Raw genomic sequence first — 16,847 nt, 5'->3', positions numbered from 1 at the left:
GCAGCCAAAATACCGCAATTTTACCTTTATTTCCGCATCGAAGAGAGGCCCAAGTATGATAGAATAGTAAAACATCTTGGAGAACGTGATGTGAGGAAAGGAAGAATGAACGATGCGCATGAAGAACCTGCTGCATTTCACCGAAAACCACCGTTTCTGCGTATACCGGGAGTTTGGCCTCAGCACCATGGATGAGGTCATGCTCGGCCAGGTATACCAACCCCTTGCAGGCGCATTTGCCATCAGTCTGTACCGGCTGCTGTTCCAGCAGGTTCCCGCGGGCCGGATCGGCTATTCGCCGCCTGAACAGCAGCGCAGCCTGTTTCTGACGCTTGGCCTTGAGCCGAGCGAAAAAGGCCGCAAGTTCCTGATTGAGCAGACGTCCAAACTGGAAGCGGTTGGTCTCCTGCAGACTTCACGCCTTTACGTACCTGAAGCGGATGATTATATGTATGAATACGAGCTGCAGCCGCCGCTATCGCCGCCGGAGTTTTTCCGCACCCAGCATCTTACGCTGCTGCTGCGCGACAAAATCGGCAAATTCGCGGTGCTGTCCCTGCGCTCCTCCCTGTGGAGCGAGGAGACGGCTGAATGGACGAGCACCTCTCGCAGCAAGGAGAATATTTCCGTACCCTTTTACGAGCTGTTCGAGCTCAACACCCATGTTATTGATTATGAGTTGGAGCAGGCGCTGTCCGAAGTGTCCGTATCCCGGCAAAAGGGGACAATCCCCCTGGAAGATGAGGAGAGCATCAACTATGCGGACATCATTCTCCGCTTTCCGCGGGAGTCGGCCAACCGCAAGCATGTAGAGCGGCTGCGCTTTGATCATGAGCAGTTTGGAGTCGTGAAGTACGTCGCCCGCAAATACTCGCTGACAGCCCAGGACATCAGCCGCCTGCTGGACGAGGACGAAATATTTAACGCGCAGGGCGAACTGCTGCTGGACGAGCTGCAGTACAAGGCCAGCATGCAGTTCAGACAGGATTTGAAAAGGCAAGAGGAGCAGCGGATCAAGGCGGCCAAGGTGGTTGCCCTCCGTCAGGAATTTAATGCTGCGACAGATGAGCTGCCGGACGAGCAGCCTGTAGAAATGGAATATTATGTGGAGGTTCCTCCGCAGTTTGCCGACAAATGTGATATCCATCAATATAATATGATGCTGCGCAATGAACCGTATAACCGGCTGCTGCAAACCTTTTTTCCCGGCACGGTTCCGGGAAATCTCCTGGACATTTTCGAGAAGCTGGATTTAAGCTATAAGCTGCCTGGCGAGGTCATTAACGTGCTGATTCATTATCTGCTCACCCTGCTTACGACGGGCAATGAGCAGCGGATCAACCGCAATTTTGTGGAAGCAATCGCCTCCAATATGCTGCTGAAGCAGGTGAATACCTATGAGAAGGCTGTTGAATATATACGTGATCAGGCCAAGGTAAAAGGCAAGCAGACCGCCGGGAGCACGCGCTCGCGTGCGTATAAGAGCACATCGGGCAAACCGTCGATCCCGGTCATCCAGAATCAATCCGCAGGAGATTTGGTAACGGAGGAAGAACTGGAGGAAGCTCTCCGCATGGCGGAACAGCTGCAGGCCGGACGGAAAAACAGTTAATGCAATAGACTAGAAAGGAAGATAGGCCATGGAATCGATGGGAGACTTGCTGCAGCAGCTGCAAAGTCCCTCCTTCCGTCAACGCTCCCGCAGCATTGCCGACCAGGTGATGAACGACCCGCTGGTTATGGAATTCCGCGCCGGGCATCCGGAGGTGAAGGAGGAACTGCTGCGGCTGAACATGAGCCGGCTTTACCAATATGCGCGGGACCGCCGCAACTGCAGCCAGTGTCCGGGGCTGGAGCGGTGTCCGAATGATTTTCAAGGCCACTACTGCAAGCTTTCGGTTGAACAGATCAACGGACAAGCGCAGATTGTGGATTCACATACGCCGTGCGGGCTTCAGCTGGCGCATGAACACGAGCAGCAGGTTAAGCAGCGGATTCGCAGCTTTTATGTTGACGAACGGGCGCTGCGGGAAGGATATGATGCGGTGGAGATTGCCCGCAAGGATCCTCAGCGTGCTCCAGCAGTGACCCAGGTATTCCGTTATATTGCGGAAACGAAGGATAATGGACTGCAAACGAGCGGCTTATATCTTGAGGGCTCCTTCGGCACCGGTAAGACATACCTGATGGGATATATGCTGAATGAGCTGGCTGCGGTGGGGTATAATGGAGTCATCGTCTATATGCCGGATTTTGTCGAGGATTTGAAATCGATGATCCAGGACGGACAGAAGCTGAAGGAGACGACGGAGCTTTTGAAAAATTGCGATCTGCTTGTCTTTGACGACATCGGGGCGGAAAATCTGAGTCCCTGGGTCAGGGACCATGTGCTGGGCTCCATCCTGAATTACCGTATGAACCGCAAGCCTACTTTTTACACCTCCAATTATTCGCTGCAGGATCTGGAGCGGCACTTGAGCTTTACGAGCCGGGACGGGGAGGAGCTATACAAAGGGCAGCGCCTGATGGACCGGATTCGTCCGTTTGTGGATGTGGTCCCGGTGAAGGGCAAGAACCAGCGCGGATCGGAGTAGAATTTGGAGTACATTGACTGATATTTTTATATTTTCATTTCTATCGAAACAATTGTGTGCTATAATGTGTGAAGTGTCTTATCAGACACAACAGGTTATAATATACTTATACGACTTTCCCATAAGGAGGAATTTGCAATGGCTATTGTGAACGTGTCCGATCAGTCTTTCAATACAGAAGTTGAAGGTCAAGGAACAGTTCTTGTTGATTTCTGGGCTCCATGGTGCGGGCCTTGCAAAATGCTTGCTCCAATTCTGGAAGAACTGTCCACAGAAGTTGGCGACGATCTAAAGATCGCTAAAGTCAATGTGGATGAAAATCCGGAGTCCGCTTCCCGTTTCGGCGTAATGAGCATTCCTACCCTGATCGTATTCAAAGACGGCCAGCCCGTTGACAAGGTTGTGGGTCTGAACTCCAAAGAAGCGCTGAAAAACATGATCAGCAAGCATCAGTAACAGCACCCGGATCCGGGGCCGGCATCGGCCTCCGGTACTCAGGGTCTGATGGATGCCCCCGGTGTTAGCCGGGGGTATTTTTTCGTATTATATAATAGAACAAGACCATCATGGGAGGAGAGACCGGGAGAATGGAATCCTATGCGGATGCCCTGCGGGAGCAGGAGAAGGCGTTGGAGAACATCAATAACAAACTGGCGCTGCTTCCGGACTCATCGGGCTGTTACCTGATGAAGAACCGGGAGGGCACCATCATTTATGTAGGCAAGGCCAAGGTATTAAAAAACCGGGTCCGCTCTTATTTCCGGGGCAGCCATAACGGCAAGACCCAGCGCCTTGTCTCCGAGATCCGCGATTTTGAATACATTGTAACAGCCAGCAACATGGAAGCCCTTATTCTTGAGTGCAATCTGATTAAGAAATATCAGCCGCGCTACAATGTGCTGCTGAAGGATGACAAAACGTTTCCTTACCTCAAAATAACGAATGAACCGCATCCGCGCCTGGAGGTTACGCGGCGGGTGCTTAAAGATAAAGCGAAATATTTCGGGCCCTATCCCAATGCTTATGCGGCCCACCAAACGAAGAAGCTGCTGGACCGGATGTATCCCTTGCGCAAATGCGGGGCCATGCCTAAGGAGGTATGCCTGTATTATCACATGAATCAATGCCTCGGTCCGTGTGAATATGAAGTGAGCCAGGAGACGTACCAGCAGATCAGAGAGGAAATCAGCTCGTTTCTCGGCGGAGGGCATGAGGAGATCAAGAAGGAACTGCAGCGCAAAATGCAGGAAGCTGCCGAGGAGTTGTATTTCGAGCGGGCGAAGGAACTGCGGGATCAAATCATCAGCATCGAAGCGCTCATGGAGAAGCAGAAGATTACTACCGCGGATACGAAGGACCGTGACGTGTTCGGCTTTGCCGTGGACAAAGGCTGGATGTGCGTGCAGATCCTGTACGTCCGCAAGGGCAAAATGATCGAACGCCATATGTCGACCTTCCCGTTCTACGGTGAGCCGTATAATGACTTTATTTCTTACGTGACCCAATACTACAGCGACAATCCGGCGCTGCCGCAGGAAATTTTGCTGCCTGACGCGCCCTCCGAGCAGGATGCCGCCTCCGTGGAGGAGAAGAGTGCGGAGGGAGCAGACCTGCCGAAGGCTGATCAAGCGGCCGAATCGGCTGCTTCCTACACGACGGGCGAGAGCAAGCCGGCGGAGGCAGAGGAAGACCCGCAGTCATTGGCAGGCGGCGGTCTGGAGGACCCTCATACGGCGGCAGCCGCGCTGCAGCAATGGCTTGAGGTCAAGGTGCTGCTTCCGCAGCGAGGGCTGAAGCGCCAGATGGTCAGCATGGCCACCGAGAATGCCCGGGTTGCGCTGGATGAGAAGTTCCGTCTGATCGCCAGGGATGAGGAAAGAACGTCCAAAGCGGCGGATAATCTGGGACGCGCCATCGGCCTGGAGAGCCTTCACCGCGTAGAGGCGTTCGATAACTCCAACATTCAGGGGGCCAATCCGGTATCCGCAATGATCGTGTTTATCGATGGCAAGCCTGCCAAGAAGGAATACCGCAAATACAAAATCCGCTCTGTACAGGGACCGGATGATTATGAAACGATGCGTGAGGTCATCCGCCGCCGTTATGAACGGGTGCTGAAGGAAAACCTGGAGATGCCCGATCTGATTGTGGTGGACGGCGGCCGCGGCCAAATTTCGGCAGCGGTGGATGTGCTGCAGAACGAGCTGGGCCTGTTCATCCCGGTATGCGGCCTCGTCAAGGATGCCAAGCATAAGACGTCCCAACTGCTGGTAGGCGATCCGCCGGAGACGGTGGCTTTGCCGCGCAGCAGCGAGGAATTTTACTTGCTGCAGCGAATTCAGGAGGAGGTTCACCGCTTTGCCATCACTTTCCACAGGGAGCAGCGCGGCAAGTCCATGGTGACCTCAAGACTGGATTCTATTGCGGGCATCGGGGAAAAACGGCGCAAAATGCTGCTCAAGCATTTCGGCTCCATCAAAAAAATAAAAGAGGCCAGCGTTGAAGATTTCCGGCCTCTCTCCATTGGCGACAAGCTCGCCAGACAAATTATAGCTGCCCTTCAGGATGAGGAGTCGTAATATACGGCTTCTCCTTTTTTGTAGGGTTAAAGAGGTACACTACATAGCCGACAACAGCCGGCAGCACCATTCCGATGGCCCCTACGGCGATGTTGACGGGATCTCCCATCGACATCAGACTGATTCCCATGAGAATGCTGTCGAACACGACATGACTGAACATTGCGGTAATAAAGCCGTATCTCAGGAAAATAAAGCTGAAAATCAGGCCAAGGAACAGCAGCTCGATCGGACGGGTAATAACAGGGTAAATCGGATACAAGGTATGCCCGAACGCCCAGATCAGGGAGCTGATGGCGCTTGCGGCCAGCGTGCTGCGCACGATCTTTCTCAGCATCGGGATGCCGAACAGCCTGTAAAGCGCTTCTTCCCCGATTCCGGCCATCCATGCCATGATCGGCAACAGCCAGGCATAGACCATATTATACGGCGACTGCGTTTCATCTATGGTGGACCAGCTGCCGATCAGCAGGTTGAGAATGACAAAGATGACGGACTGAACCCCCAGCAGGATGAAAGCCCACAGATATCCGGCGCCCATACTGCGCAGCACATACACGCCGTATCCGGGCTCCTTGGCGCGCGGCCACGGATTAAGGCCAGCCTTTTTCCAAAGCCCATTGCCTCCTACAAAGGAGAAATAAATAATAACCCCCATCATCAGGTTAAAGATGATTTGCAGTCCGATGCCGAAGATCAAAGCGTCTCTGTTGGCGGATTGGGCCTGCAAATAAGGCATCATGTTGAACAGGGTCAGCACCGAAATGGCAAAATAAACGAAGCTCAGAACAATGCCGCGGGTAAACGAGGTATGACGCCGGGTCAAGCTGCTATACACCACGGCAAGCACGCCGAGTACAAAGGAAAACAGCATATAGCCAATATAATACAGAAGGTTCGCAAGCTTTGTCTGCTGATCCACATATTCCGTTTGGGAAGGAGGCACGGCAAAGGAGGACCCCAGGGAACGGACTTCCCCGTTTTCAAACGTCAACCTGATCTGAAGCGCGGCATCCCCGATCATGCTTCCTTTATCCGAATAGGTGAGCCCTGGTTCGTCTTCGCGGCTCTCCACTGTCAGATTTTCCGTGTTATATCCCATCTGCTTCAGCACGGGCGCTGCCAATGCCTCTTTATCTGCAAGCGACAGGCCCGCTTCGTACGTCCGCAGCAGCCCGCTTCGGGTTTCCCCCTCAGGGAGGGCTTCGGTGCTGTTATAAAATCCGTCGCTCATTTGGATAATAAAACCGGCAGGTTTTCCCGTCTGCAGCCCCACATCAACCATCACGGTTCGATCCTGAGCCGGGTCGGGAAGACTGACCCGGTAAAATTCATAAGGATATTTGCCGCTCCACACCCGGTTGTATTCGGGAAGCAGCTGCTCCCTGGAAAGATAACCGTACAGCTCGGATTGTGCTTCATAGGCCGGGGCCGGAATTTCTTCCGCTGAGCCTTCGTAGCCTAAAACGGACTTTGCAAAAGCTTCAGCGCTCTCTACTGCCTGCTGTTTGCTGATTACATCCCCCGGCTGATTCTGGTTTAAGGATGCGAGCACCGGCAGCAGCACCTGCAGCAGCAGAAACACGGCGAGGCCGATGATGCCCAGGATGCTCAGCTTTTTGAAATCAGCGGTTAATTTAACCGGTTTTCCTATGGGATTCATTTAATACCTCCTTCATCTGGACCATTTTAAGATAACATAGTGTTCTGTTGACCGCCAACCGCTTCATAAGCGTGTGCAAATACGATGAAAAAGATGAAAGAATACAATAATGTAGGATTCCTTGCAGCAGGACAGCATCTTTTGCACTGAATTGGCGTTATTTGAGTCTTTTTCATGAAAAGCTTCTTTTGTGATGTCCAGGGAGAAGGTTTATAATTTGTTTGCAATTGCATAAATGCCGAATTTCATTATGAAAACGGGGGAACCATTAAATTGGGGTGAATTTCGTGCCTGGTCATGGCCGGGTCCGAATAGGACAATTCTGCGGTCCGAATCCGTCAGCTAACCTCGTAGGCTGCAGCAGGAACCTGGTCAGGGCACTCGGTTTTCCGGTGTCTTTTTTATTGACTTTTTCTAGGGGTGTAGAATGATAATTCCAAAACTAAAGTGGCTTGCTCTTTCTCCTCCGCGCATTCTTGTGAGTGGTTTTGCCCTTATTATTTTGCTCGGAGCAGGGCTGCTTATGCTGCCCATATCCAATACGTCGGGGGTGCCGCTGCCGTTTATTGACGCCTTGTTCACCGCGACGTCGGCCACTTGCGTGACCGGTCTGGTCGTAGTGGATACAGGCACACATTTTACTGTATTCGGTCAGGTCGTCATCGTGCTGTTAATCCAGATCGGTGGTCTTGGCTTCATGACGATGGCCACCTTGGTAGCTCTCGTGTTCAAACGCAGAATTTCACTGAAAGAACGGCTCATTCTCCAGGAAGCGATGAATCAGACCTCCATGGAGGGCATCGTCGCCCTGATCCGCAAGGTGCTGCTGTACTCGCTCATCATAGAAGCGGTGTGCGCCGTGGTGTTCGCGGTCCGCTGGTCCTTTGATATGCCTGTGGGCAGAGCTATTTACTTTGGCGTATGGCATTCCATTTCGATGTTCAACAATGCGGGTTTTGACCTGTTCGGCGAATTCCGCAGCTTGACGTTGTATGTGAATGATCCGGTTGTCAATTTTACAGCCATGTTTTTGATCGTTACAGGCGGTATCGGTTTTGTGGTCATGTCGGATCTGGTGGGGTACCGCAAGAAAAGAAAGTTGTCCCTGCATACCAAAGTTGTGCTTACGATGACAGCAGTGCTTATTGTTACCGGGGCCTTGGTCATTTTCGTCTTCGAATTCACAAATCCAAGGACGCTCGGCAGCCTGCCATGGTCAGGCAAAATTCTGGCTTCGCTTTTTCAGTCCGTTACGCCGCGCACGGCTGGCGCCAATACGCTGGATATCGCCGGACTCCGTCAGGCCACGCAGTTTTTCATTATTATATTGATGTTTATCGGTGCTTCTCCGGGCTCAACAGGCGGCGGTATTAAAACGACGACTTTTACGATCCTGGCGGGAGCTGTGGTGTCTATGGTGCGCGGCAGGGAAGATGTCGTGATCTATCGTTATCGGCTGGCGCAGGAGCGTATTCTGAAGGCACTTACGATCACGCTGCTCGCCCTTTTTCTCGTCATTGCCGTCACGATGATATTGACAACTACTGAGGATCATCATTTCTTGATGATTTTGTTTGAAACAACCTCCGCTTTTGGCACGGTTGGACTTTCGATGGGGCTGACGCCTGATTTGACGGTGATCGGCAAAATAATGATCAGCTTCACGATGTTTGCGGGCAGGCTTGGGCCGATCACGCTCGCGTACGCTTTGGGGAAAAAACAGGACAAAGAGCTTTACCGTCACCCGGAAGGCAAAATGATTATAGGATAAGGGAGTTACAGATCAGCAATGAAGACTCAGCAGTTCGTGATTATCGGTTTGGGACGTTTTGGCTCCAGCCTGGGATTGCAGCTTATGGAAATGGGATGCGAGGTGCTCGGCATCGACAGGGATGAAGATGTCGTGGAGGAAATGAGCGAGCATCTGACCCATGCGGTGGCCGGTGATGCAACCGATGAGCAGCTGCTCCGCTCCATCGGGGTCCGCAATATGGATTGCGGCATCGTGGCCATCGGAGATGATATCCAGATGAGCATTCTCGCCACCATTTTATTGAAGGAACTGGGCATCAAGACGGTGGTGGCCAAAGCGATCTCCAAGCTGCACGGAAGGGCGCTGGAAAAGCTGGGGGTAGACCGCATTGTATACCCGGAGCGGGATATGGGCATACGGGTCGCCCACCAGCTGGTCACCCCCAATCTGCTTGATTATCTGCAGCTTTCCAAGGACTACACGATCGCGGAACTGAACGTGCCGGCATGCCTGGATGGAAAAACGCTGTCCGAGCTCAATACGCGGACCCGATTCGGCTGCAGCATCGTGGCTATTCACACCAGCAACGGGGTGCTGATTGCGCCTACGGCAATGGATAAGGTGCACTGCGATGACATCATGGTCATCATCGGCACAAACGATAATATCGGACGTTTTGAAGAAGAAGTGGTTAATCGGTAATCATCCTGTCTATTATACAGAGAATGCTTTATTTTGTTAGAAGTCATTCCCTCTCTTTTCACTGGCAAAAAAGTCAAGGATGGTCTTTGTCCTTGACCTTTTATTTATTCTTTTTGAAAAAGGGGATATGCACGAATCAGCGGAGAAGACGAAGCAATTCCGGAAAAGCGAAGCGTTCGCCTTTGGCCCGGAGGGTCAACAGCGATTGGAGGAATGCTTCGTTTTCGGAGCGCCTCGGAGCGTAAAGCTTTTACTTCACACCATCCGGTAGCCGGCAAAGGAAGCGCGGGTTTCACCGATCCATTGTCTTGCCGCCGGACCGTGCTCGGCCGTTTCGGAATAGATGAGGCAGGTCGTGCGCCGGGTCTCCTTCAGCTCGGGAATATAGAGCGCCACTAAGCCGTTATCCCGCAGCAGCTCGGGCCGCAGATAAGACTTCGGCAGCAGCGATGCTGCCTTGCAGGTCGGCAGCAGCCGGACAATCGCCTCAAAGGAGTCGATTTCCATGCGGATATCGGGCATGATTCCGCTCAGCTGGAACAATTCGTCGGTCAGCCGCCTGTACCAGGTGCCTTTGGAGAAGGTGATCATCGGCAAGCTCTGCAGAGTGGACATGCCGATCAAACCGTTTTGGGAAGTCAGCGGATGGCCGCTCGGAACGACCAGCTCCAGATGGTCGTCAAAGAGGGGGACACAGCTCATGCCCGGTTCCTCAATGGCGGAGCCGACAATACCGGCATCGGCCTTCTTGTCGCGCACAAAACCGACGATTTCATGTGTCTTGCCTGTCAGCAGTTTGAGCTCGGTGTGCGGATGCTTGTTCATGAAAGCTTCGACCAGCGTGGGCAGGGTCGTCTGAATCGTCGTGAGGCTCGCTCCAAGCGTCAGTTCGCTGCCGCCTTCGTTTTTATATTGCGACAGCTTTTGCAGGAAGCGGATTTGCCGCTGCCGCTGCTCCAGGGCAAAGGTATACACGAACCGGCCGGGAGAAGTCAGCTCAAGGCGCTTGCCGCGACGGTTGAATAGCTTGACGCCCAATTCCTCTTCGAGTTTGACGATTTTGCGGGACAGGGCCGGTTGTGACAAATTTAACAGCTTCGAGGCTTTATTCAGGCTGGACTGTTCAACTACGATGGCGTAGGCGTTCATTTCTTCAAACATAAAAATATTGCTCCTTTCTGCCGAATTTTCGGCGGTACGACCAGATTGGCGGGATTCAGAGGCCCTCTGGCCATATATGCATAAAAGGTATAAGTTTTAATAAATATATTGCAATTCCATTATAAGATAAAAAGGAGTAACATGTAAGCGACACAAGTTGTTCAAATTTGGATGTGTAAATTTATGGAACACTTTGTCGCATCCTCCCGCGGGGGGCTGTTATAATGTATATGTCTTATGAAAACGCTGTTATTGGAAAGGGGTACACAACGTATGAAAGGGTATTATTCCCGCAAGATTCACTCCCTGCTTGGTGTCATTCCGCTTGCTCTGTTTTTCGTTGAGCATTTGATCACCAACTTTACGGCTGTGGAAGGCGGCAAGGAAGGCTTTAACAGGAGCGTGGCATTCCTGAACGGCCTGCCGCTCGTATTGGTGCTGGAGATCTTCCTCATTTATCTGCCGCTGCTGTTTCATGGCATTTATGGTTTGTATATCGCGTTTCAGGCCAAACCAAACGTGAACAATTACGGATACGAGCGGAACTGGAGATATCTCCTGCAGCGCATTACGGGAATCATCGCTTTCGTGTTTATCATCTGGCACGTGTACGATACACGCTTTCAGGTTGCGCTCGGCAATGTGACACATGAGGAGCTCGGCGGAGTGATGCACAATATTGTGACCAATCCTCTGTACTTTACTCTTTATCTGATCAGCGTTGTATCTGTTTCCTTCCATTTTGCCAACGGCCTGTGGTCCTTTTGCGTAAGCTGGGGCATTACGGTTGGACCGCGCGCGCAGCGTGTGTCATCCTATATCTGCATGAGCATCTTTGCCATCATGTCGATTATGTTTATTGCAACGCTCTTCGCATTCCGCGGGGCTGAATTCCAGGAGGCAACGGCACTTGCGCAGTGGATTGGGGCTTTTAAGGCTTAAATCCCGTTTCCAGGACGAAAACGTCCCGGAGCATATACCCATGCAATTTTCAAGAAGGAGTGAGCAGTCATGGCAGCAACCAAAGTTATTATCGTGGGCGGCGGCCTGGCCGGTCTGATGGCGACCATCAAAGCGGCTGAGGCAGGGGTTCACGTAGATCTGTTTTCATTGGTTCCGGTAAAACGTTCGCACTCCGTATGCGCCCAGGGCGGCATCAACGGAGCGGTAAATACGAAAGGGGAGGGCGACTCCCCTTGGATTCATTTTGACGATACGGTATACGGTGGAGACTTCCTCGCCAATCAGCCGCCGGTAAAAGCAATGTGCGAAGCCGCACCCGGCATCATTCACCTGATGGACCGTATGGGCGTAATGTTTAACCGCACACCCGAGGGGCTGCTGGATTTCCGCCGCTTCGGGGGTACCCAGCATCACCGTACGGCGTTTGCGGGCGCAACGACTGGACAGCAGCTGCTGTACGCCCTGGACGAGCAAGTCCGCCGCTGGGAATCGGCGGGTCTGGTCACGAAATACGAGAACTCCGAGTTCCTGCAGGCCGTCGTTGATGATGAGGGCATCTGCCGCGGCATCGTCGCTCAGGATTTGAAGACGATGGAAGTGCAGACGTTTCCGTCCGATGCGGTCATTCTTGCGTCCGGCGGGCCTGGCATTGTTTTCGGCAAGACGACGAACTCCGTCATCAACACGGGTACAGCCGCCGCAGCGGTATACCAGCAGGGCGTACGCTATGCGAACGGCGAGTTCATCCAGATTCACCCGACGGCCATTCCGGGAGATGACAAGTTGCGGCTGATGTCCGAATCCGCGCGCGGTGAGGGCGGTCGGATCTGGACCTACAAGGACGGCAAGCCATGGTACTTCCTGGAGGAGAAATATCCGGCTTACGGCAACCTTGTGCCCCGCGATATCGCTACCCGCGAGATTTTCAGCGTCTGCGTGGATCAGGGGCTGGGCATCAACGGCGAGAACATGGTGTATCTGGACCTGTCTCACAAGGATCCGAAGGAACTGGATGTCAAACTCGGCGGCATCATCGAAATCTATGAAAAGTTCGTAGGGGACGACCCGCGCAAGCTTCCGATGAAAATCTTCCCGGCGGTTCACTACTCCATGGGCGGCATGTGGGTCGACTACAACCAGATGACCAACATCCCGGGGCTGTTCGCCGCCGGCGAATGCGAATACCAATATCACGGCGCAAACCGTCTGGGCGCAAACTCCCTCCTGTCCGCCATCTTTGGCGGCATGGTTGCAGGGCCTAAAGCGGTTGAGTACATCAAAGGCCTGAAGAAATCGGCCCAGGACGTGTCTTCCTCCGTATTCGAAGGCTACAAAACGAGACAGACGGAGAAGTACGAAAAGATTCTGCGCAACGAGGGCAACGAGAACGCTTATGTTATCCATAAAGAGCTTGGCGAGTGGATGACCAACAATATGACGGTTGTTCGTTACAATGACAAGCTGGAAGCGACGATCAACAAAATCAAGGAATTGAAGGAACGCTACACCAAAATCAATATTAACGATGCCTCGCGCTGGAACAACTCGGGTGCGGCCTTTACACGTCAGCTCTGGAACATGCTGGAGCTGGCCGAAGCGATGACCAAGGGTGCGCTGCTGCGCAACGAAAGCCGCGGTGCGCATTACAAGCCGGATTATCCGGACCGCAATGACGAGGATTTCCTGAAAACGACGATTGCTGAATGGACGCCTGACGGACCGGAAATCTCCTATGAGCCGGTTGATGTGTCGCTGATCCCGCCACGGATCCGCGATTACTCCAAGAGCAAATAAGAGCTGAACCTTTAAACACCTGTTTTAAATACATGCAGCCAAACTGCCCGGCCGTGGCCGTCCTATGCAGGAGGACAGGGCCGGAGAGAAAGGATGAAGAAGCGATGTCCACAGTGACCAAAACGGTGAAATTTAAGATTACCCGCCAGGACACACCGGAATCGGCACCGTACAAGGAAGAATTTGAAGTGCCGTATCGTCCGGGCATGAACGTCATCAGTGCGCTTATGGAGATTCAGCGCAATCCGGTCAATAGCGGAGGCAGCCATACGGCTCCGGTCTGCTGGGAGTCCAACTGTCTTGAGGAGGTGTGCGGCGCCTGCTCGATGGTCATTAACGGCAAGCCCCGCCAGGCCTGCGCCGCTCTGGTCGACAAGCTGGAGCAGCCGATCACCGTGGCTCCGATGAGCACCTTCCCTGTCGTGCGGGATCTGGTTATTGACCGCAGCCGCATGTTCAGAGCGCTCAAGAAAGTGAAGGCATGGATCCCGATTGACGGAACCTATGATCTCGGTCCGGGACCGCGCATGGCCGAGACGAAGCGCCAGTGGGCGTATGAGCTGTCCAAATGCATGACCTGCGGTGTCTGTGTGGAGGCTTGTCCGAACGTAAACGAAAAGACGAATTTTATCGGGCCAGCGGCCATTTCCCAGGTCCGTTTGTTCAATAGCCATCCTACAGGCGAGATGAATAAGGATGAGCGTCTGGACGCCCTGATGGAAGACGATGGAATCGAAGGCTGCGGCAACTCGCAAAACTGCGTTCGCTCCTGTCCAAAGGGCATTCCGCTGACGACCTCGATCGCGGAAATGAATAAGGAAACGACAAAGCGCATGTTCAGACGTTGGTTAACCGTATAAAAACTTGCCTGTTTCATGATGTTGTGATACTCTAACTGTAAAAATATGTGATGATGTGACAGAAGCACCGTTCACTAGCCCATACCAGTGGTTGATGAACGGTGTTTTTTGTGTTTTTGAGCAGAGTGGGGTGACATAATCTCATTCTGAAGTTGCCCCTCGTCCATTTCCAAAGTGATTCAGTCCAGGCGGCAGCCGAATAAGGTGATACGTGGCGAAACCACGTTCACCTATAAGTTTCAGTTCCCGAACCGGAGTATTAAAAATGTAGGGACACGAATTTATATCCCTGACGACTCTGTAGCTTATTTTGAGCAATCTTGATCCGATTCATATGGGGAGTATGTTTCAGCCATTAGTAACGTTACAAAGGATTCGGATGTTAGACCTTTTCAAGAAACTGTGGGCGCGAAAAAGGAGGGATAGGGTAGAATGTGGTGAACCTCCGAAGGAGGGGGAGGCAGCAGTTTCAGGATGGTCGGATTGTAGGCTGGAAAAGTAGCAAAAGGAAAGAACCGACTAATGCCGGTTCTTTAATGAAACCCTTCACAAATCGATTTTTTTGTCCTGGAGATCCATTGTTTTTGGGGGAGTTTGATGAATCGTCCTGACAAGCAAGTTCATCGTCTTATCAAGCTGAGCCAATCGCTTCTCTAATCCCTCCATTTGTTTGTTAAATTTAACGAGAATGGTCTGCAGAAGAATGAGCGAAATGGCAATTGGAAATCCAACGTTTCCAATTAACTGAACAGCAGCTTGTAGATCCATAAGGAAGCCTCCTTTCTCAACAATATAATAACATATAACGTGACGTTACGCTATATAAATTACAGTAACATATTTAATATGCTTGTTTAACATAAAATATGTGTTATAATGATAGAAAATAGATTAAGGTGATGTTAATGGAATCCAAAGAAAAGCCCTCGCGGTTAACCGTGTACCTTCCGGAGAAACCCAGAGCGGAGTTATTGAAAATTGCTCAGGATACGGGAATATCTCAATCACAGTTGGTAGTCATGGCCACTTTAAGTTTAATAGCTAACTACAGGGAAAAAGGCCACGCGATTTTTTCTGAATTGTTAGGAGTTTCTTCGCAATTTAATGACAAATGAGTAATAAAATAAAGGATAAATGTTGTGGTACGTAACGAATCACTATATAATATCCATAGTTGAAAAGGAGGGAAAGCATGAAGTATAGTATCAATTTATTTGGGCTGAATGTGGACTGTGACATTAAGATAGATGGCAAGAAATTTGGAATCGAATTAGCGGAGGATAGTCAAAGGGCCTTAAAGCAGTATCTGATAAGGGTGTTGCCCAAATACGGAAGAGAAGCTTCTAAGGAGTCGTCCTTTGATTCTTTAGTGGAACTGGCCTTGGATGCTGAAAAGTCATTAGATGGCCGTATGGTAGAACCTAAATTGAAGTTGCCTTATGAGTTTCAGCCCGAAATTAAGGAGAAGCTAATTGAAGCAGCTGCACTACAAGGAATATCAGCTACGCAGTTACTGATCCGCATTATCGAAAATAAATACCACGAGATTATGGAGGAGGAATAAAACTTGGCTTACGGAAATAAAGTCAAATTTCATTATGATGTGCCTGCTTATATAAAAAAGCAACTGGCCACAGCCGCGAAGAAAGTCAATATGACAGCTACAGAACTCTTGTCCAAAACCATCGAAGAAGAATACGAACGTGTTATTCGAGAAAAAAAGGATAAAGAGGCTTAGCCTAAGAAGGCTCAGCCTGAGCAACCAATTGATACATCGTAATGATTTCTCCTGCAGAGAAACTTTGATAGGAATAGTCCTGTCCGATTTGGTCACACGAGAACACATGACAAAGAGTGTACAATTCTAACTGGTTACGTTCGATCAAGTATACATGCACATTAGGGATTTCCGTTGTTATATGACAATAAAAGTCAGACGTTGGACTTGCATCTACCAACCCCATAATATGCTGCTGTACTTGTACGGGCAATTTTGAAGCGAAGTCTACTGATTGGTTTTCATAGACTAGCATAGACGAGGAGCCCCCTTTCTTGAATGCCGATTATGTACCAGTTTATTACATTATACCAAACATGAGTTCGTGTGTTAAGAGCCTAAATCTCGTAGAGGTATTCTTTTTACGTCAGAAAGATGCAAAATGTTTCGATTTTCCAGGTTACAATTCAGTTAAAAAATAGTGAAATTATGGATATGACTTAGACAGAAAACGGGAGACAACTTCTTACTATGTCTTCCTTTATTTGGGTTAGTTACATCATACCATATTGCGTATTGATACGCTACATTATATTTTTTGCGTTTGTTATATATGAGCAAAACTGTGATCTGGGGATTAGTGACACAGGGAACGATTACTCAAAACATTACATAATTTTAACTTTAAATAGATTTTTTTAAACTATTTGGATTTTTCCTTGTGTATAATTAAGGTAAAACAATTATGAAAGCGGGATGATATTATCAAGAAAAATGTATTGCTATTAGCCTCGTCGGTATTGTTGGGAGTGTGAAATATGAAAAAAATATTATTGGTTTGTATCATGATAATGATGATGCTAGCATCGGCTTGTGGAAATGTTGAGACGACATCAAATCCAAATACTTCTAGTGAGCCTAAACCTGCAACGGATGAGTCTATTATTCCAAAAAACACATCCGATTGTCTTAATGCAGAACTTATAAATTTGGATAGTGAAACTGAAAAATATTTCTATGGAACTTGGAAAGTTGAGAAGCTTTTAGGATTTGCAAATTCA

15 protein-coding genes, 1 pseudogene and 1 riboswitch are annotated in these 16,847 nt (G+C 50.5%); of the genes and pseudogenes, 13 read left to right on the top strand and 3 right to left on the bottom strand.

The annotated features are described in order from the left end of the window. The first annotated feature begins 112 nt into the window (after window positions 1-112). The 4 genes from ACI1P2_RS20655 (at window position 113) to uvrC (ending at window position 5,173) form a co-directional block, all read left to right on the top strand. Window positions 113-1,612: a DnaD domain protein gene (locus tag ACI1P2_RS20655; RefSeq protein WP_355322176.1), complete on the top strand. Its 1,500-nt coding sequence runs from the start codon at window positions 113-115 to the stop codon at window positions 1,610-1,612. Between the two features lie 28 nt (window positions 1,613-1,640). After that, window positions 1,641-2,594 carry a primosomal protein DnaI gene (dnaI, locus tag ACI1P2_RS20650; RefSeq protein WP_355322174.1) on the top strand — a complete coding sequence of 318 codons (954 nt, stop codon included), beginning with the start codon at window positions 1,641-1,643 and terminating at the stop codon, window positions 2,592-2,594. A 138-nt stretch (window positions 2,595-2,732) separates the two neighbouring features. After that, a complete protein-coding gene (gene trxA / locus ACI1P2_RS20645) occupies window positions 2,733-3,050 on the top strand; it encodes a thioredoxin (protein ID WP_355322172.1) in 318 nt (105 codons plus the stop codon). 131 nt (window positions 3,051-3,181) lie between these two features. Next, the gene (gene uvrC, locus ACI1P2_RS20640) at window positions 3,182-5,173 is read left to right on the top strand and encodes an excinuclease ABC subunit UvrC (RefSeq protein WP_355322169.1); all 1,992 of its coding nucleotides are present in this window, start codon (window positions 3,182-3,184) and stop codon (window positions 5,171-5,173) included. Here uvrC and ACI1P2_RS20635 read toward each other — a convergent pair. Beyond that, window positions 5,142-6,836 (bottom strand): CPBP family intramembrane glutamic endopeptidase, encoded by a 1,695-nt coding sequence (locus ACI1P2_RS20635; protein ID WP_355322167.1) that lies wholly within the window; start codon window positions 6,834-6,836, stop codon window positions 5,142-5,144. The two genes, uvrC and ACI1P2_RS20635, sit on opposite strands and share 32 nt — an antisense overlap. A gap of 226 nt (window positions 6,837-7,062) precedes the next feature. After that, window positions 7,063-7,208, top strand: a riboswitch (cyclic di-AMP (ydaO/yuaA leader). A 55-nt stretch (window positions 7,209-7,263) separates the two neighbouring features. Here ACI1P2_RS20635 and ACI1P2_RS20630 point away from each other — a divergent pair. Next, window positions 7,264-8,607 carry a TrkH family potassium uptake protein gene (locus ACI1P2_RS20630; protein ID WP_355322165.1) on the top strand — a complete coding sequence of 448 codons (1,344 nt, stop codon included), beginning with the start codon at window positions 7,264-7,266 and terminating at the stop codon, window positions 8,605-8,607. 18 nt (window positions 8,608-8,625) lie between these two features. Then, entirely contained in the window at window positions 8,626-9,291 is a 666-nt protein-coding gene (locus ACI1P2_RS20625) for a potassium channel family protein (protein WP_355322163.1), read from the top strand. A gap of 255 nt (window positions 9,292-9,546) precedes the next feature. On the opposite strand, the gene ACI1P2_RS20620 is transcribed toward ACI1P2_RS20625, so the two are convergent. Further along, on the bottom strand, window positions 9,547-10,452 hold the full coding sequence (locus tag ACI1P2_RS20620) for a LysR family transcriptional regulator (protein ID WP_355322161.1): 906 nt from the start codon (window positions 10,450-10,452) through the stop codon (window positions 9,547-9,549). 273 nt (window positions 10,453-10,725) lie between these two features. Between ACI1P2_RS20620 and ACI1P2_RS20615 the strand changes: the two genes are divergently transcribed. The 3 genes from ACI1P2_RS20615 to sdhB all read left to right on the top strand — a co-directional run bounded on the left by ACI1P2_RS20615 (window position 10,726) and on the right by sdhB (window position 14,069). Further along, entirely contained in the window at window positions 10,726-11,394 is a 669-nt protein-coding gene (locus ACI1P2_RS20615) for a succinate dehydrogenase cytochrome b558 subunit (protein WP_355322159.1), read from the top strand. Between the two features lie 69 nt (window positions 11,395-11,463). Beyond that, a complete protein-coding gene (gene sdhA, locus ACI1P2_RS20610) occupies window positions 11,464-13,209 on the top strand; it encodes a succinate dehydrogenase flavoprotein subunit (RefSeq protein WP_355322157.1) in 1,746 nt (581 codons plus the stop codon). Between the two features lie 104 nt (window positions 13,210-13,313). After that, window positions 13,314-14,069 (top strand): succinate dehydrogenase iron-sulfur subunit, encoded by a 756-nt coding sequence (gene sdhB, locus ACI1P2_RS20605; protein ID WP_355322155.1) that lies wholly within the window; start codon window positions 13,314-13,316, stop codon window positions 14,067-14,069. A 546-nt stretch (window positions 14,070-14,615) separates the two neighbouring features. On the opposite strand, the gene ACI1P2_RS20600 is transcribed toward sdhB, so the two are convergent. Next, window positions 14,616-14,837, bottom strand: a complete 222-nt coding sequence (locus tag ACI1P2_RS20600) for a YvrJ family protein (protein ID WP_355322153.1) — start codon at window positions 14,835-14,837, stop codon at window positions 14,616-14,618. Between the two features lie 137 nt (window positions 14,838-14,974). Here ACI1P2_RS20600 and ACI1P2_RS20595 point away from each other — a divergent pair, with 137 nt between their 5' ends. The 4 genes and pseudogenes from ACI1P2_RS20595 to ACI1P2_RS20580 all read left to right on the top strand — a co-directional run. Beyond that, window positions 14,975-15,184 carry a hypothetical protein gene (locus ACI1P2_RS20595; RefSeq protein WP_375356836.1) on the top strand — a complete coding sequence of 70 codons (210 nt, stop codon included), beginning with the start codon at window positions 14,975-14,977 and terminating at the stop codon, window positions 15,182-15,184. A gap of 77 nt (window positions 15,185-15,261) precedes the next feature. Beyond that, complete coding sequence (locus ACI1P2_RS20590; RefSeq protein WP_355322151.1) at window positions 15,262-15,633, top strand: hypothetical protein; 372 nt, start codon at window positions 15,262-15,264, stop codon at window positions 15,631-15,633. 3 nt (window positions 15,634-15,636) lie between these two features. Continuing rightward, a complete protein-coding gene (locus tag ACI1P2_RS20585) occupies window positions 15,637-15,807 on the top strand; it encodes a hypothetical protein (RefSeq protein WP_355322149.1) in 171 nt (56 codons plus the stop codon). A 797-nt stretch (window positions 15,808-16,604) separates the two neighbouring features. After that, window positions 16,605-16,847, top strand: a pseudogene (locus ACI1P2_RS20580) (hypothetical protein); the annotation flags it as partial.

Origin of the sequence: Paenibacillus jiangxiensis (genome assembly GCF_046098255.1) — a bacterium.
GTDB lineage: Bacteria > Bacillota > Bacilli > Paenibacillales > Paenibacillaceae > Paenibacillus > Paenibacillus jiagnxiensis.
The sequence above is the reverse complement of the archived record's forward strand: the minus strand, read 5'-3'. Positions and strand labels throughout refer to the sequence as shown.

Coding starts and splice junctions, on each gene's coding strand:
- ACI1P2_RS20655 (WP_355322176.1), top strand. CDS start 113: ATGCGCATGAAGAACCTGCTGCATTTCACCGAAAACCACCGTTTCTGC.
- dnaI (WP_355322174.1), top strand. CDS start 1,641: ATGGAATCGATGGGAGACTTGCTGCAGCAGCTGCAAAGTCCCTCCTTC.
- trxA (WP_355322172.1), top strand. CDS start 2,733: ATGGCTATTGTGAACGTGTCCGATCAGTCTTTCAATACAGAAGTTGAA.
- uvrC (WP_355322169.1), top strand. CDS start 3,182: ATGGAATCCTATGCGGATGCCCTGCGGGAGCAGGAGAAGGCGTTGGAG.
- ACI1P2_RS20635 (WP_355322167.1), bottom strand. CDS start 6,836: ATGAATCCCATAGGAAAACCGGTTAAATTAACCGCTGATTTCAAAAAG.
- ACI1P2_RS20630 (WP_355322165.1), top strand. CDS start 7,264: ATGATAATTCCAAAACTAAAGTGGCTTGCTCTTTCTCCTCCGCGCATT.
- ACI1P2_RS20625 (WP_355322163.1), top strand. CDS start 8,626: ATGAAGACTCAGCAGTTCGTGATTATCGGTTTGGGACGTTTTGGCTCC.
- ACI1P2_RS20620 (WP_355322161.1), bottom strand. CDS start 10,452: ATGTTTGAAGAAATGAACGCCTACGCCATCGTAGTTGAACAGTCCAGC.
- ACI1P2_RS20615 (WP_355322159.1), top strand. CDS start 10,726: ATGAAAGGGTATTATTCCCGCAAGATTCACTCCCTGCTTGGTGTCATT.
- sdhA (WP_355322157.1), top strand. CDS start 11,464: ATGGCAGCAACCAAAGTTATTATCGTGGGCGGCGGCCTGGCCGGTCTG.
- sdhB (WP_355322155.1), top strand. CDS start 13,314: ATGTCCACAGTGACCAAAACGGTGAAATTTAAGATTACCCGCCAGGAC.
- ACI1P2_RS20600 (WP_355322153.1), bottom strand. CDS start 14,837: ATGGATCTACAAGCTGCTGTTCAGTTAATTGGAAACGTTGGATTTCCA.
- ACI1P2_RS20595 (WP_375356836.1), top strand. CDS start 14,975: ATGGAATCCAAAGAAAAGCCCTCGCGGTTAACCGTGTACCTTCCGGAG.
- ACI1P2_RS20590 (WP_355322151.1), top strand. CDS start 15,262: ATGAAGTATAGTATCAATTTATTTGGGCTGAATGTGGACTGTGACATT.